The sequence below is a fragment of the Lentzea indica genome, from assembly GCF_012184385.1.
Classification (GTDB): domain Bacteria; phylum Actinomycetota; class Actinomycetes; order Mycobacteriales; family Pseudonocardiaceae; genus Lentzea; species Lentzea indica.
In genome coordinates this window covers 1-15,400 of record NZ_VSRL01000214.1, presented here as the reverse complement: position 1 = coordinate 15,400, position 15,400 = coordinate 1, and the positions used below count along the sequence as shown (strand labels likewise).

13 protein-coding genes and 3 pseudogenes are annotated in these 15,400 nt (G+C 69.1%); 10 read left to right on the top strand and 6 right to left on the bottom strand.

From position 1 onward, the window contains the following. The 4 genes from FXN61_RS37520 to FXN61_RS37505 form a co-directional block, all read right to left on the bottom strand. On the bottom strand, positions 1–517 hold a 517-nt coding region (locus FXN61_RS37520; RefSeq protein ID WP_223165775.1), incomplete at its 3' end, for an RNA polymerase sigma factor. Positions 518–636: 119 nt separating this feature from the next. Then, positions 637–1,482: a PaaX family transcriptional regulator gene (locus FXN61_RS37515; RefSeq protein ID WP_167978675.1), complete on the bottom strand. Its 846-nt coding sequence runs from the start codon at positions 1,480–1,482 to the stop codon at positions 637–639. Between the two features lie 29 nt (positions 1,483–1,511). Beyond that, positions 1,512–2,537, bottom strand: coding sequence for a fumarylacetoacetate hydrolase family protein (locus FXN61_RS37510; RefSeq protein WP_223165774.1), 1,026 nt, complete (start codon positions 2,535–2,537; stop codon positions 1,512–1,514). Between the two features lie 49 nt (positions 2,538–2,586). After that, positions 2,587–3,009, bottom strand: a complete 423-nt coding sequence (locus tag FXN61_RS37505; RefSeq protein WP_167978674.1) for a RidA family protein — start codon at positions 3,007–3,009, stop codon at positions 2,587–2,589. 40 nt (positions 3,010–3,049) lie between these two features. On the opposite strand from FXN61_RS37505, the gene FXN61_RS37500 reads away from it, so the two are divergent. The 6 genes from FXN61_RS37500 to FXN61_RS37475 all read left to right on the top strand — a co-directional run bounded on the left by FXN61_RS37500 (position 3,050) and on the right by FXN61_RS37475 (position 10,845). Next, positions 3,050–3,532: a cupin domain-containing protein gene (locus FXN61_RS37500; protein WP_167978673.1), complete on the top strand. Its 483-nt coding sequence runs from the start codon at positions 3,050–3,052 to the stop codon at positions 3,530–3,532. After that, complete coding sequence (locus FXN61_RS37495; RefSeq protein ID WP_167978672.1) at positions 3,529–4,434, top strand: acyl-CoA thioesterase; 906 nt, start codon at positions 3,529–3,531, stop codon at positions 4,432–4,434. The genes FXN61_RS37500 and FXN61_RS37495 overlap by 4 nt, the downstream gene beginning before the upstream one ends. A 24-nt stretch (positions 4,435–4,458) precedes the next feature. Next, positions 4,459–6,045 (top strand): AMP-binding protein, encoded by a 1,587-nt coding sequence (locus tag FXN61_RS37490; RefSeq protein ID WP_167978671.1) that lies wholly within the window; start codon positions 4,459–4,461, stop codon positions 6,043–6,045. Further along, positions 6,042–8,459 carry a bifunctional salicylyl-CoA 5-hydroxylase/oxidoreductase gene (locus tag FXN61_RS37485; RefSeq protein ID WP_167978670.1) on the top strand — a complete coding sequence of 806 codons (2,418 nt, stop codon included), beginning with the start codon at positions 6,042–6,044 and terminating at the stop codon, positions 8,457–8,459. The genes FXN61_RS37490 and FXN61_RS37485 overlap by 4 nt, the downstream gene beginning before the upstream one ends. A 204-nt stretch (positions 8,460–8,663) precedes the next feature. Next, complete coding sequence (locus FXN61_RS37480) at positions 8,664–9,899, top strand: extracellular catalytic domain type 2 short-chain-length polyhydroxyalkanoate depolymerase (protein WP_167978669.1); 1,236 nt, start codon at positions 8,664–8,666, stop codon at positions 9,897–9,899. Positions 9,900–10,038: 139 nt separating this feature from the next. Beyond that, positions 10,039–10,845 (top strand): SAM-dependent methyltransferase, encoded by an 807-nt coding sequence (locus FXN61_RS37475; protein ID WP_167978668.1) that lies wholly within the window; start codon positions 10,039–10,041, stop codon positions 10,843–10,845. Between the two features lie 16 nt (positions 10,846–10,861). Here the strand turns inward: FXN61_RS37475 and FXN61_RS37470 are convergent, their stop codons facing one another. After that, positions 10,862–11,575: a TetR/AcrR family transcriptional regulator gene (locus FXN61_RS37470; RefSeq protein WP_167978667.1), complete on the bottom strand. Its 714-nt coding sequence runs from the start codon at positions 11,573–11,575 to the stop codon at positions 10,862–10,864. Positions 11,576–11,631: 56 nt separating this feature from the next. On the opposite strand from FXN61_RS37470, the gene FXN61_RS37465 reads away from it, so the two are divergent. Then, positions 11,632–12,591, top strand: a complete 960-nt coding sequence (locus FXN61_RS37465) for an SDR family oxidoreductase (RefSeq protein ID WP_312878301.1) — start codon at positions 11,632–11,634, stop codon at positions 12,589–12,591. Beyond that, positions 12,588–13,286: pseudogene (locus FXN61_RS37460) on the top strand (AAC(3) family N-acetyltransferase); the annotation flags it as partial. The gene FXN61_RS37465 and the pseudogene FXN61_RS37460, both read left to right, overlap by 4 nt. Before the next feature lie 222 nt (positions 13,287–13,508). Here the strand turns inward: FXN61_RS37460 and FXN61_RS37455 are convergent. Continuing rightward, positions 13,509–14,561, bottom strand: a pseudogene (locus FXN61_RS37455) (erythromycin esterase family protein); the annotation flags it as partial. Between the two features lie 325 nt (positions 14,562–14,886). Between FXN61_RS37455 and FXN61_RS37450 the strand changes: the two are divergent. Further along, the gene (locus FXN61_RS37450) at positions 14,887–15,225 is read left to right on the top strand and encodes a YciI family protein (RefSeq protein WP_188135903.1); all 339 of its coding nucleotides are present in this window, start codon (positions 14,887–14,889) and stop codon (positions 15,223–15,225) included. A 2-nt stretch (positions 15,226–15,227) separates the two neighbouring features. After that, positions 15,228–15,400: pseudogene (locus FXN61_RS53335) on the top strand (RNA polymerase sigma factor); the annotation flags it as partial.

Here is a 15,400-nt window from a genome sequence, read left to right as displayed (position 1 = left end):
CCCGCAACAGCACGGCCTCGGCCTGGTCCCTCGGCAGCCTGGCGATCAGCGCCAGCGCGGCGTCGGTGGCCACGGAGTCCACCGCTGCCTGGGCGGTGTCCTCCTGCCCCGCGGGCTCGGTCACGTCCTCGACCGTCCCGTGCACGACCGGCCGCCGCTGCTGACGGCGCAGGTGGTCCATCGCGCGGTTGCGGGCGATCGTGGTCGCCCAGCCGCGGAACCCGTCGACGTTCCCGCGGAACGATCCCAGGTCCCGCGCGATCTGCAGCCAGGCGTCGGACGCCACGTCCTCCGCATCCGCTCCCACCAGCACCTGGAGGTACCGCAGGAGCTTCGGCTGGACGTCACGGTAGAGGGCGCGGAAGGCGTCCTCGTCGCCTCGGCGCGCCGCGATCAGGACCTCGTCCATCGCCGTGTCCGCAGTGGACTTTTCGGAGCTCGAGCGTCGTGATGACCACGCGACACCGGAGATCTCACCGCTGTCACCGAATCCCGCCGCACTCTGCACCCGCGGCATCTTGAACGAAGCTCCGTCCCGTGCCAAGTCCTTGCCATCGAGCCGGATGTGTACTAACGGTCGGTCACGAGCCAAGTGCGCCGATCGCCCGGTTTGTCCACATCGGACTGTGGCGGGTGCTACCCGCGCGCGTGGATCACGGCCAAGGCGTGCTCGCGCGCCGGTGCGCTCAACGTGTTGTTCAGCTTCTCGAACAGCGCTTCCGCGGTCACGCCGTTCCACCCAGGAGGAAGGAGCGACAGGGGGAGCCCCGGATCGCTGTAGGGCAGGCGCCGCCACTGGGTCAGCATCGGCACGTACGTCTGGAAAGCCTGCTCAGGGGTCGTGATGCCGGCGGGGACGGCGTCGAGGACGGGGCGATGGCGGCGCACGAAGTCCGCGTACAGGTCCGCCAGCTCGTCCAGGTCCCACCAGGCGCGCACCTTCGACCGCAGGTCCCCGAAAGCGAAGTGGTGGCCGGTGAAGATGTCGACGTACTCGGACAGTCCGCGGCGTTCCAGGGTCCGCCGGGTCTCCGTGGCCAGGTTGCCCGGCGCGACCCACACACCGGGCGCCGCGGTGCCGAAGCCGAGCTGGGTCAGGCTGGTGCGGAGCTCGTGACGCTTCTCACGCTCGGACTCGGGCACGGAGAACACGACCACGAGCCACCCGTCCTCCGCGGTCGCCCGCCTGCGCTCGAAGATCCGCGCGTCGCCCTCCGCGAGCGTCTCCAGCGTCGGCTCCGCGAGGGCGTACCCGGCCGCGCCGTCGCGGCGGTCGCTGCGGACCACGCCACGGCGCTTCAGCCGGGAGATCGAGGACCGCACGGCCTGGCCTTCGACGCCGAGATCCGCCATGAGCTGCACGACGGACGCCACTGAGAGCCAGTTGTGCTCGCCGCGCGCGTACAGGCCGAAGATCGTGACGATGAGCGGGCCGAGCCGGTCGCGCCCCGCAAGAGTTGCCGGGCCGATCTCCGCGGTCATTTCGGCGACGTTCAGGGCCCTCTCCTCTGCTATTCCCAGGTCAGCTGCGTCAGCGTAACGGTGTTGCGCAGCTCGCCCAGCCCGCTGACCCGCGTGACGACAACATCGCCATCGCGCAGGAAGATCTGCGGCTCACGAGCGTTCCCGACGCCGCTGGGCGTGCCGGTGAGGATCACGTCTCCGGCGCGCAGCGTCATGCCGTGGCTCAACTCGGCGATGATCCGCGCGAACGAGAACGCCATCTGTCCGCTGGAGGCGTTCTGCAGCAGACGGCCGTTGACTTCGCACTGCACTTGCAGTCCTGCGAGGTCGTCGATCTCATCGGCTGTGGTCAGCCACGGGCCGAGCGGCATCGTGGCGTCGAGGCTCTTGCCCTTGAGCCACTGCCCGCCGTGCGCGCGCTGAAGATCGCGCTGGGAGACGTCGTTGGCGACGAGGAAGCCGAAGACGTGCTCCAGTGCCTTCTCCTCCGGGATCGACCGGCCGTCGCGGCCGATCACCATCGCGATCTCGGCCTCGTAGTCCCAGCTCGTGGAGATGTCCGGGTCGTAGGCGATGTCGTCGGTCGGGCCGATGACCGTGTCCGGGCCTTTGGTGAAGAAAGTGGGGCGCTCCGGAACGGACACGGGATCCTGTCCCTCGCGCTTGCCCCTCGACTCCTCGAAGTGGTCCAGGTAGTTCCAGCCGGTGCACAGGATGTCGCGGTTGAAGCGGTGCAGCGGCGACTCCAGGCGGACCTCGGACAGCGGCCGGATCTCGGCGCCGGCCACCGCGGCGCGGGCGGCATCCACCGCCGCCGTCCCGCCCCGGACGATGTCGTCGACCGTGCCGACGTGCCTGGGCAGCAACGCGACGAACCGGTCCGTCTCGTTGCTGCCGACATGCCCGGCCCGAGGCCCGGCCGGTCGAACACGATCATGCCCGGGAAGTAACGCGACGGACCGGTCCGTCTCGTTCCTGCGGGCATCCTTGGGCGGCAACGAGACGAACCGGTCCGTCGCGTCCACGGCTGCGGCACGGCGGACGCCGTCGACGGTCAAGGAAGCGAGCTTCACTCGTCAGCCTTCCATGTATCGCGTTCACATTTCGTAGATCATGGAAACGCTATTTCTGAATCGGAGTGACCAGCCGGTCTTCCGGAATCACAGCCACGCCGAGGATCTCGATCAGGGCCTCCGGCTGCCACAGCGCGGTGCAGCCGATACCCGCCATGGCGGGGTAGACGGGTCCGGCGAGCTCGCGCCACACCTTGCCGATCTCCTTGCCGTTGGCCTGGTAGTCCGGGATGTCGGTGAGGTAGATCGTGATGCTGACCAGGTCCTCCGGCTTGCCACCCGCCTCGCGGAGTGTGGTCAGCACGTTGCTGAACGCCTGGCGGAACTGCTCGACGATGCCGCCCGGCACGATCTTCATGTCGGCGTCGAGAGCGGTCTGTCCGCCCAGGTGGAGCGTGTTTCCGGCGAGCGTCCCGTGCGAGTAGCCGCGCGGTGTGGGCAGGCTGGCCGGGTTCACTGCTACAGGCCTCATGCGTATTGACAATATCTGACGGCGGTGAAGAATGCGATATATGGAGCCCGACCTGAGCAAGTACCAGCTCGAAGGCGACAACTCGATGTACCGGCTGCCCAGCGGGATCGTCGCCCCCGTGGTGACGCGGGGCGGCTTCGAGAACCCGGACACCGCCGACTCCGGTGGCGCGATCCGGATCTCCGGTGTGAGCATCCAGCACACCCCGGCCACGAGACTGTGGTTCGGCAAGGTGACCAACGAGCCCGGCTACCGCTCGGTCACCCACCACCACGGTGAGGCCGAGACCGGCGGCTACGTCCTGTCCGGCAGGGCGCGGATCTACTTCGGCGAGAAGTTCGAGGACTACGTCGACATGGAAGAGGGCGACTGGGTCTTCGTGCCGCCGTTCATGCCGCACATCGAGTGCAACCTCGACCGCACGAAACCGCTCACGTGGATGACGACGCGGACCCCGGAGAACATCGTCGTCAACCTCGCCGACGTCCCGGACGAAGACCTTCGCGACTGGCTGGACCGATGACGGCCGGGACCCTCGCGACCTCCGAGGTCTTCACGGACGCCATCACGCTGAGCCAGGCCGAGCCGCAGCACTTCGACCTGGCCTTCACCGCCGTCACCCAGCCCTGCCCGTGGCCCAAGGCGTACGGCGGCGACCTGGTCGCCGCCGCGGCGGCCGCGGCCATGCGATCGGTGACCGACGGCAAGTCGTTGCACTCCATGCACAGCTACTTCCTGCGCCCGGCCGACATCGGCGCGCAGGTCCGCTACGAGGTCGAGGTGCTGCGCGACGGCAGGGGTTACAGCACCCGCCAGGTTCGCGGCTACCAGAACGGCAAGCCCCTCTACGTCTGCCTGGCGAACTTCGCCGCCGGTGAGGCCGGTGGCAGCTTCCAGGCCGAGTTCACCGGGGGACTGCCCGACCCGGAGGACCTGCCGAGTTCGGCGGACTACCTCGCCGCGCGAAGCGGTGGCTCGATGACGGAGGAGTCGAAGGCCTACTGGTCCGGTGGCCGGAGTTTCGACATGCGGCACGTGCCCGGCCCCGTCTACCTCGAGGTCGACGGCGAGCGGGTGTCGCAGCAGGCGGTGTGGATCAAGCCCTTCGACCCGCTGCGCCCCGTCGAGGGACTGACCGACGCCCAGCGGGACCTGGCCGCGCTGGCTTACGTGTGCGACTACACGATCCTGGAACCCGTCCTGCGGGTGCTCGACCTGCCGTGGGCCAGGCCAGGACTGGTGACCGCGAGCCTCGACCACTCCATGTGGTTCCACCGCCAGGGCCTTGTCGACGACTGGCTGCTCTACGTGCAGGAAGCGGTCGCCGCCGACGCGGGCCGCGGCCTGGGCTCCGGCCGCTTCTTCACCCGCGACCACGTTCACCTCGCCACCGTTGCCCAGGAGGGCATGATCCGCGCTTCCTGACCCGCCGCTCGCGGAAGGACTCACATGGACACCTTCGCTCGCGACCACCTCCCTCCCGTGGCGCTGTGGCCGACGATCGAGTTCACGACGCCGGAGCTGACCTACCCGGAACGACTCAACGCCGCCACCGAGCTCATCGACGTCCCGGCCGCGAAGTTCGGACCCGGCCGCCCGGCGCTGCGCACGCCGTCCGGCGAAGTCTGGTCCTACGGCGAGCTGCGAACCCGCGCCAACCAGGTCGCTCAGGTGCTCACCGAGGACCTCGGTCTCGCTCCGGGACACCGGGTTCTGCTGCGTTCACCCAACAACCCGTGGACGGTGGCCGCGTGGCTCGGCGTGCTCAAGGCCGGCGGCGTCGTGGTGACCACGATGGCGGCCTTGCGGACCCGCGAGCTCACGCCGATCGTGGAGCGGACCCGTCCCTCGATCGCGTTGGTGGATGACCGGTTCGCTGAGGACGTTCGCGCGCTGCCGTCGCTGACGGTGGTGACGTACGACGACCTCGCGGTGCGGTGCGCAACGAAGCCGGGGGAGTTCACCGCCGTGGACACCGCCGCCGACGACGTGGCGCTGCTGGCGCCCACGTCCGGGAGCACCGGTTCTCCCAAGATCACCGCGCACTTCCACCGCGACGTCCTGTCCATCGACAACACCTTCGGCCGCCACGTGCTGAAGCTGAACGAGAACGACCTCGTCGCCTGCACCGCGCCGTTCGCCTTCACGTTCGGCCTGGGCATGCTCGTCGTGTTTCCTTTGCGGGCAGGCGCCTGCGCCCTGCTGACCGAGGCCGCCACCCCCGCGCAGGTCGCGGATCTCGTTGCGCAGCACGGTGTCACGGTGCTCGCGACGGCGCCGACGGCGTACAAAGCGATCTTGCGGGACGGTGTCGACGAGAAGCTCGCCGGGTTGCGGACCGCGGTGTCGGCCGGTGAACACATCCCCCAGCAGACCTGGGAGCGGCTGCGGGACCGGCTCGGGCTCAAGGTGATCGACGGCATCGGTGCCACGGAGTTGTTGCACATCTTCATCTCCGCCGCAGGCGACGACATCCGTCCCGGCGCCACCGGCAAGCCGGTGCCCGGCTACCGCGCCACCGTGCTCGGCCCCGACGGTGAGGAGCTCGGCCCCGGCGAGCCGGGACGGCTGGGCGTCATCGGACCGGTCGGCTGCCGCTACCTCGACGACGAGCGGCAGAAGGACTACGTGGTGGGCGGCTGGAACGTCACCGGTGACATCTTCCACCGGGACGAGGACGGCTACTTCCACTACCACGCCCGCAGCGACCACATGATCGTCTCCTCCGGGTACAACATCGGCGGGCCGGAGGTCGAGGAGGCCATCGACACGCACCCCGACGTGCTGGAGTCGGCCGTCGTCGCCAAGCCCGACGACGAACGCGGCTCGGTCGTGTGCGCTTTCGTGGTGCTGCGCGACGGCGTGCAGGGCGACGACGTGAAGGCGCGGGAGATCCAGGACCACGTCAAGCGGATCATCGCGCCCTACAAGTACCCGCGCGAGGTCCGGTTCCGCACCTCGTTGCCGCGCAACGCCAGCGGCAAGCTGCAGCGCTTCGCGCTCCGCAAGATCGTCGAGGACGAGGTGCTCACGTGAAGACCGCTGCCAAAAGGATCGCCATCGTCGGCGGCGGGCCCGGTGGCCTGTACCTCGCCGCGCTGATGAAGCAGCTCGACCCGGCGCACGACATCACCGTCTGGGAACGCGACGCCGCCGACGTCACCTTCGGCTTCGGCGTGGTGTTCTCCGACGAGACGCTCGGCGGAATCGAGAACGCCGACCCGGAGTTCGCCGATGCCATGGCGCGCAGGTTCGCGAGGTGGACGGACATCGACATCCACCACCGCGGGGAGAGTCACACCGTCGGCGGTCAGGGGTTCGCCGCCATGAGCCGCAAGGAGTTGCTCGGCCTGCTGCAGGCGCGGTGCCGCGATCTCGGCGTGGTGGTGCACTTCTCGACGCCCGCTCCCGACATCGTCGGCCTGCGCGCGTCGCACGACCTGGTGGTCGGGGCGGACGGCGTCAACTCACTGGTGCGACAGTCCTTTTCGGACGTTTTCCGCCCGACCCTGGACCGCCGGCACAACAAGTACATGTGGCTCGGCACCGATCGGGTCTTCGAGGCGTTCCAGTTCTTCATCAAGGACACCGAGTGGGGCACCGTGCAGGTCCACGGCTATCCCTACTCCGACAGCGGTTCCACGTTCATCGTCGAGATGCACGAGGACGTCTGGCGCCGTGCCGGGTTCGACACCGCTCAGGAGTTTGCGCCGGGTGTGTCCGATGATCGTGCCGTCGAGCGGATCCGGGAGCTGTTCGCCGAGGAACTGGCCGGGCACCAGGTGTTCGCCAACAACTCGAAGTGGCTCAGCTTCACCACCGTGCGCAACGAGCGTTGGCACCACGGCAACCTCGTCCTGGTCGGCGACGCCGCGCACACCGCGCACTTCTCGATCGGGTCCGGCACCAAACTGGCGATGGAGGACTCGCTCGCCCTTGCCGCCTGTCTGCACGAACACCAGGACGTCGAGGCCGCGTTGACGGCCTACGAGGCCGAGCGGCGCCCCGTCGTGGAGTCGACGCAGCGAGCCGCCCAGGCTTCCCTGGAATGGTTCGAGAACATCGGCATGTACGCCCACCAGGAGGCGACCCGGTTCTGCTTCAACCTGCTGACGCGGTCCCGCCGCATCACCTACGACAACCTCCGCACCCGCGACTCGGACTTCGCCGACCGCGTCGACGCTGCTTTCGCCGCCTCCCAAGGTCTTCCGGGCACGGCTCCGGCGATGTTCCAGCCGTTCCGGCTGGGGCGGCTGGAGCTGAAGAACCGGGTGATCGTCTCGCCGATGGACATGTACTCCGCGGTCGACGGCGTGCCGGGCGACTTCCACCTCGTCCACCTGGGATCCAAGGCCATGGGCGGGGCGGGGCTGGTGATGACCGAGATGGTGTGCGTCTCGCCGGAGGGCCGCATCACTCCCGGCTGCACCGGTTTGTGGAGCGACGAGCAGCGCGACTCCTGGGCGCGGATCGTGTCGTTCGTCCACGAGCGGAGCACCGCCCGCATCGGTCTCCAGCTGGGCCATTCCGGTCGCAAGGGCTCGACCCGCCTGATGTGGGAGGGCATGGACGAACCGCTGCCCGACGGCAACTGGGAGGTCGTCGGCCCGTCACCACTGCCGTACGGACCCGGATCAGCCGTCCCGCGCGAGGCCGGCCGTGACGACATGGACCGGATCACCGCCGAGTTCGTCGCCGCCGCCCGACGTGGTGCCAAAGCGGGTTTCGACCTGCTCGAACTGCACTGCGCGCACGGCTACCTGCTGTCCTCGTTCCTCTCGCCGATCGCGAACCAGCGCACCGACTCGTACGGCGGCTCGCTGCACAACCGGCTGCGGTATCCGTTGGAGGTGTTCGACGCCGTCCGCGCGGTGTGGCCGGCCGAGCGGCCGATGATCGTGCGCATCTCCGCGACCGACTGGGCCAGCGGCGGCAACACCGAGCACGACGCCGTGGAGATCGCCCGCGCCTTCATCGCCCACGGGGCGGACGCGATCGACGTCTCTTCGGGCCAGGTCACGGCGGACGAGCGCCCGGCGTACGGCCGCTCCTACCAGACACCGCTCGCCGACCGGATCCGGCACGAGGTCGCCGCCGCCACGGGCACGGCGGTCATCGCGGTCGGCGCCATCGCCTCCTACGACGACGTCAACTCCATCCTGCTGGCTGGCCGCGCGGACCTGTGCGCGATCGGCCGCACGCATCTGTACGACCCGCATTGGACCCTGCACGCGGCGGCCGAACAGGAGTACCGCGGCGCAGGGGCCCAGTGGCCCGTGCAGTACCGGGCAGGCAGCCGCAAGCCGCCGACCTCGCGCACTGACGCCGTACGACCGCGTCTGTCGCTGCTGCGGGCGGACCTGCCGGACAGGAACGTTCACCTGCGCTGGACCCCGCGCAATCAGCTCCCCGAGTTTTCGGAAGAACCTCAGATCGCGCGTTCGATTTGATCTGGTGATTGACACACCTCATTACGCACCATATCCGCGTTCATCGGCCGGATCTATGGTGTCCCTCGACGTCGGACGGCGATGCAAGGTATCGGCCGCACACGTGGTGCTGCCTTTTGAGCGCTTCTAACCTCGAGGCCACCGGTGATTTCACGATCCATGGATTCGATCACATGTCCTGCCTGCAATGACGGAGGCGAACACATGCGAATGAGGAACGTGTTGCTGGCGCTCGCGGCGGCCACCGGGTTGGCCGCGACCTCCCTGTCGATGTCGATGGCGGCGGCGCCGACACCGCAGCCCGGCAGTCTCGACAAGTACGACATCACCGGCACCTATGTCAGCGGGTTGTCGTCCGGTGGCTACATGGCCAATCAGCTCCATGTCGCGTATTCCGGCCTTTTCCAAGGCGCGGGCATCTTCTCCGCCGGTGCCTACGACTGCGCCCAGAACAGCGTGAACACCGCTCTGTACGCGTGCATGGACACCTTTCAAAAGCGCAAGACGCCGGCCGAGCTGGAGCAGCTGACCAGGAGCCGGGCGGCGGCGGGCACCGTCGACCCGCCGCAGAACCTGTCCGGTGACCCGGTGTGGCTGTTCCACGGCAGCGCTGACGACACGGTCGACCGGGCGGTGAACGACGACCTCGCCACCTATTACCGCGACTTCGGCGCGAGGGTCGTCTACAACAACACCACCGCGGCCGGGCACGCCTGGATAAGCCCGATCGGCCCGAACAGCTGCGGTTCCACGTCGTCGCCGTACGTCAACAAGTGCGGAACCACCGATCCGGTGAAGGAGATGCTGGGGCATCTGTTCGGTCAGGTGAACGCGGCGGCCTCGACGCTCACCGGCAAGCTCGTCCAGTTCGACCAGAGCCGGCACGTGCCCGGCGGCAACCCGGCGTCGGTCAGCATGGGCCGCGAGGGCTTCGCCTACGTGCCGCAGGCGTGCGAGACCGGGCCGTGCAAGTTGATGGTGACGTTGCACGGCTGCTACCAGTACTACGGTCTCGTCGGCAACGCGTTGATGGACAAGGGCTACCTCAACGAGTACGCCGACACCAACAACATGATCGTGCTCTACCCGCAGGCCACCACGATGACCGGCAACCCGCGCGGCTGCTGGGACTGGTGGGGTTACCAGTCCGCCCAGTACCCGCTCAAGACCGGCCCGCAGATGACCGCCGTGGTGAACATGGTCAAGGCGATGGCCGGTGGTGGGCAGCCGACGTCGACCACCGCGCCCACGACGACCACGACGCAGCCGCTACCGGAGTGCGTGACCGCGAGCAACTACGCACACACCACCGCCGGTCGTGCCTACGCCGCGGCGGGACTGACCTACGCGATGGGCTCCAGCCAGTCGCTCGGGTTGTGGAACACCTACACCACCAGCAGCATTCGCCAGACCTCACCGAACTACTGGGTGAAGTGCTGAACGGAGAACTCGGCGCCTTGCCCGCGGGACTGTCGCGGGCAAGACTCGCCGCCTGCTTGGCGGATCGGCCAATCGGGTCACCGCGCGATAGCGTGTGCCGGATCGATCGACGGTCAGGCCGAAGGGCGAGGGTGTCAGCATGGAACGACCAGCGTGGGCAGGCCCGGACATCGACGTGGACAAGCCGAGCCCGGCGCGGGTCTACGACGTGCATCTGGGCGGGTTCCACAACTTCCAGGTGGATCGCGACGTGGCGCGCAAGATCACCGAGGTCATGCCGGAGCTGCCGCTGATCCTGCAGGCCAACCGGTCGTTCCTGCGCCGCGCGGTGCGCCACCTGGTCGAGCAGGGGATCACGCAGTTCCTCGACCTGGGCGCGGGCATTCCCACGGTGGGCACCGTGCACGAGATCGCCTGGCGGCTCAACCCGGACTGCCGAATCGTCTACGTGGACGTCGACCCGGTCGCGGTCGCGCACGGCCGTGCGATCCTGCAGGGCGTCGACCGCGCGACGGCGGTGCGGGGCGACCTGCGGTCACCGGAAAAGATCCTGGACGACCCGCAGGTGCGGGAGCTGCTGGACTTCTCCCAGCCGATCGCGATCCTGATGGTCGCCGTGCTGCACTTCGTGCCGGACGAGGACGATCCGGCCGCCGCGATCCGGCGCTACCTGGACGCCGTCGTTCCCGGCAGCTACCTCGTGATCTCGCACGCCAGCCTGGAGGGGAAGACACCTCAGCGCACCGAGGACGCCACGGAGCAGTACCGCAGCAGGGTCACCGACTTCTCGATGCGCACCCGCGCCGAGATCACCGACCTGTTCACCGGTCTCGAACTGATCGAGCCAGGCGTGGTGTACCTGACCGAATGGCACCCCGACCCCGGCGACGAGACCGGCGATCCCGCGTGGACCTCCACCTTCGCGGGCGTGGGCCGCAAGGTCTGAGTGGGCAGCGCCCGCGTCATCGCCGGTTCTGGAGTCCGGCGATGGCGCGGGTGAGCCACTCCGAAAGCAGGCTTCGTTCCGCGTCGCTGAGCGCCGGAAGATGAGGAAGAGCCGCCAGGAACGCGACCGCGAGGGCGATGGGCTCGGAGTCGAGCCGCACCGGCGTCGAGGTGAGGATCTCGCCGAGGACCGCGTCCAGCATCGCCTCGGCGAGCTCCGGATCGCGACTGTCCTCGGGCCGGCTCAGCAGCGCGAGCACGGCGCCAGTGCCGGCGGCGTGGATCATGTCGACCGCCCGCGCTTCTGAGACCTTCAACAACCCGGCGGCCGCCACCCGTGTGACTCGGAGCCGCAGCACCTCGGCCCCGGCGGTGGAGGCGGGCGAGCGCCGCAGGCGCGCCGGCTCGACGAGGAGCAGGAACACGTCGGGGTTGGCGAGGCCGAAGGCGATGCGAGCTCGCCAGGCGGCTCGCAGGTCCTCGACAGGGTCGCCGTTCTCTTCGGCGGCCGTGGCCGCCTTGGTGGCGACGTGGTCGGCCATCACCTGCTCCGCGACCGCCTCCAGGAGGCCGTCCTTGTCGCCGAAAAGCCGAAAGATGGTCGGGGGCGGCACACCCGCTTCCTGGGCGACCGCGCGGGTCGTCACCGCTCGGGCGCCGCCCGTGCGGAGCAGGCGAGCTGCGGCGGCGACGATCCCGGACCGGGTGTCAGTGGTGGGCGACTCCGACATGGATCGATGGTATCAGCATGCTGATATCAGTGATTCGGATCAGTGGTAGCATTCTGGTGAATCACTGGTTCACGCTGGAGGAAGCCATGATCATCGTCACTGGAGCCACCGGCAGGCTCGGCAGCAAGATCGTTGAGAAGCTCCTCGACCACGTTCCCGCCGAGACCGTCGGCGTCAGCGTGCGTGACCCGGACAAGGCCGCGGCGCTCACCGCCCGCGGGGTTCGTGCGCGTGCCGGCGACTTCACGGACCCGGCGACCTTGGACCACGCCTTCGAGGGCGCCGGCCAGGTGCTCGTTGTGTCGGCCGCGATCCGTGGCCCGCAGGCGGCCGGGGCGAACAAGGTCGCGATCGACGCTGCCGTGCGAGCGGGCGCCTCGCGCGTGCTCTACACCAGCCACCAGGTGGCCTCGCCCGGCTCGTTGTTCGACCCCGGGCGGCAGCACGCGTCGACGGAGAAGCACCTGGCCGAGCAGGACATCGCCCACACCGCACTGCGCCACGGCTTCTACGCGAGCACCTTCGAGCTCTACGCGCCCGCTGCGCTGCGGACCGGTGAGCTCCGGCTCCCGGCGGACGGCCCGGTCTCGTGGACCGCACACGCCGACCTCGCCGAGGCGGACGTCATCGCCTTGACGCGCCCCGGCGCACTCGACGGCGTGACACCGCCGCTGACCGGGCCCGAACTGCTCGACTTCGCCGACGTGGCACGGATTCTCAGCGAGGTCACCGGACGGACGATCACGCGGGTCGTCGTCGACGACGAGGAGTGGAAGGCCGCGGTGACCGCCCAGGGCATGCCGGCCGCGGCGGCCGAGTTCACGCTCGGCATGTTCCGCGCGGCGCGAGCCGGCGAGTTCGCGGTCACGACCCGGCTCTGGAAGACCTGCTCGGACGGCCGGCGATCTCAGCGCGTGCGGTTGTCGAGAACATCGTGCTCCAGCAGGAGCCCGCCCGTCGTTGAGGCCCGGCCACGTTGCGGGCACGGTGTGCGGAGGGTAGGTCTGACCCGGTGACACCGCTCGGTTTCGACCTCCTCCGCCGAGGCCTTCGGGCGCTCGGTGTGTCCGAGGGTGCGACGCTCGTGGTGCACTCGTCGCTGTCGGCGTTCGGTGAGGTCGAGGGTGGCGCGAAGACGGTCGTTCGCGCGCTTCGGCATTGTGTGGGCGAGTCCGGCACCGTCGTGGTTCCGACGTTCACCGGTGACGTCATCACCGATCCTCACCCGGACTGCCGGACCGCGGGCATTCCCGATGTCGACGAGGCCAGGATGCGCGTTCCGCTGTTCCACGACGCGTTTCCCACCCAGATGGGCGCGATTCCCACCGCCGTGCTGGCCGAACCGGACAGGGTGCGGAGCGGGCATCCGCAGGCTTCGGTGGCGGCGGTGGGCGCGGCGGCGAAGGACATCACCGGGTACCAGCCGTTCGCCTACGCGCTGGGGGCGGACTCGCCGTTCCACAGGCTCTACGGGCTGCGAGCGGGGATTCTGCTGCTCGGGGTGGGCCACAACCGCAACTCCTTCCTGCACCACGCGGAGTCGCTGCTGCCCGTGCACCGGACGAAGCTCCGCCGGTTCCCCTACGTCGTCGAGGGGCAGCGGGTCTGGCTCGAAGCACCGGACGTGGGCAACGACAACGACACGCACTTTCCGCGCATAGGTGCCGAGTGGGCTGATCGTGGCCTGGCTCGGCACCACGTCATCGGGGCCGCCCGCTGCGAGCTGGTGGAGGCCGTGCCGTTCATCGACTTCGCCCGGCAGCGGCTCGAACAGCTCCTGCGGCACCTGAGGCCGCGAAGCCTCAGGTGCCGCTGGGATAGTCTCCGGCTCCAGTGTGTCGATCTGACGGGTGTGCAACGGATGCAGCGCGCGCGTCTGGTCGATCCAGAGGAATGCGTCGTAGCGATCGCCGAGCACCGTGGGCACGTAGTTGCCCCACCGTTCGCGTTCGGGGTGGTAGACCACGCCGATGGCACGGTGGCCGAGTTCGGTGGTGAGCAGGCCGGGGCGGTCGTCGCGGGGGAACACCATGAGCGCCTGCTCCGGTGCGGAAGCGTGCAGGACGTCCTCCAGCGAGCCGGGCCGGGCCGCCGGCACGGGCATCTCGCGCATCGGCGCACCCCAGGAGTCGCCGGCGACGACGGTGCCGCGGTGGCTGCCGAAACCGACGAGCACCACCTGGTCCTCGCCGTGCCGGACACGGGCGAGCTGGCCGATGTTGATTTCTCCGCGCGAGGCCATGCTGGTCGCACGGGCATCGCCGACGTGCGTGTTGTGAGCCCAGACGACGGCCTTGGCACCAGGGCCGTAGTGCCCCAGGAGCCGGTGCAGCGTGTCGTCCATGTGCCGGTCACGGACGTTCCACGCCTCCCGCCCGCCGGACACCATGGCCCGGTAGTGCCGCTCGGCCCCGGCCACGACCTCGGCGTTCTGCCACGCCCCGAACGCGTCGCCGCCGTCGGCCGCGGCCCGTTCACGCAGGCGCACCAACAGGTCGACCACCTCGTTCTCACAGCTCGTGGGGATCAGACGGGCGGCCATCGCGAAGTCCTGAGCGCTCTCGCCGTAGGGCTCGAAGCAGCGGTAGGCGGCCAACGCGGTGGGCACCTCGGCGGGATCGTGCTCGCGCAGGTGGATCATGATCTCGCGCAGCGACTCCCACAGCGAGTACACGTCCAGGCCGTGGAAGCCCACCCGCTCGTGGGCATCGAGCGCGGCGTTGTGGGCTCGCAGCCAGCGGCAGAAGTCGAGAACCTCCTCGTTGGCCCACATCCACGTCGGCCACCGGTCGAAGACCACCAGCGCCGAGCGCGGATCCTCTGGTGCGCCGGGGGAGCAGCGCACCGCGCGGTCCACCCGATCGCAGTCCGGCCAGTCGCCTTCCACGGCGACGAACGAGAAGCCCTTGTCGGTGATCAGCCGTTGGGTGAGGGTGGCGCGCCACCGGTAGAACTCGTGGGTGCCATGACTGGCCTCACCGATCATGACCACCGGTGCGTCGCTGACGCGGTCCAGCAGCACGTCGAAGTCACCGGCGTCGGTCAGCGGCGCGCAGAGCGCCGCGACCTCACGTCGATGGCTGCTCATCGGGACTCCTTCGTGGACCGCTCAGCTGCTGCGGCGTCGACGGAATTACCCGTTGTGAGGGCGGATAAACAGCTCCACGACGTTCTCCTACGAGTCGCTCGTGTGGCCACGGCAGGCGGCGGGTCCGACAATTTCGGGGCTTGGACGTCGAGAACCGGGTGACCGCTCCGACCACAGGCGAGCACCCGGACCGGGTGCCGGCGAAAGGAGCGACGTGAAATACATGATCATGATGTTCGGGGGCCTCGGCGCCACGCTGGAGAACCGTTCTCCCGACTGGATCACGGGCATGCAGGAGCACATGATGAAGCTCGACCAGGAGCTGCGGGACTCCGGCGAGCTCGTGGCGAGCAGCAAGCTCATCGACCCGAGCCAGGCGAAGACCGTGCGCTTCCAGAACGGCGTGCCGGTGCCGACGGACGGGCCGTTCGCGGAGATCAAGGAGTCGCTGGCCGGTTACTGGATCATCGACGCCACCGAGGAACGCGCGCTCGAGATCGCGGCGCGGGTGGTCGAGCACACCGAGTTCCCGATGGAGGTCCGGCAGGTCATGCACCTGTGACCGTGCACCACTTCGAGGACCTGCTGCGCGAACTCGCGCCGCAGGTCCTCGCCACGCTCGTGCACCGGCACGGTCAGTTCGACGCGTGCGAGGACGCCGTGCAGGAGGCGCTGGCCGACGCCGTGCGGCAGTGGCCGGTCGACGGTGTCCCCGACAATCGCGGTCCTGGCGTGTG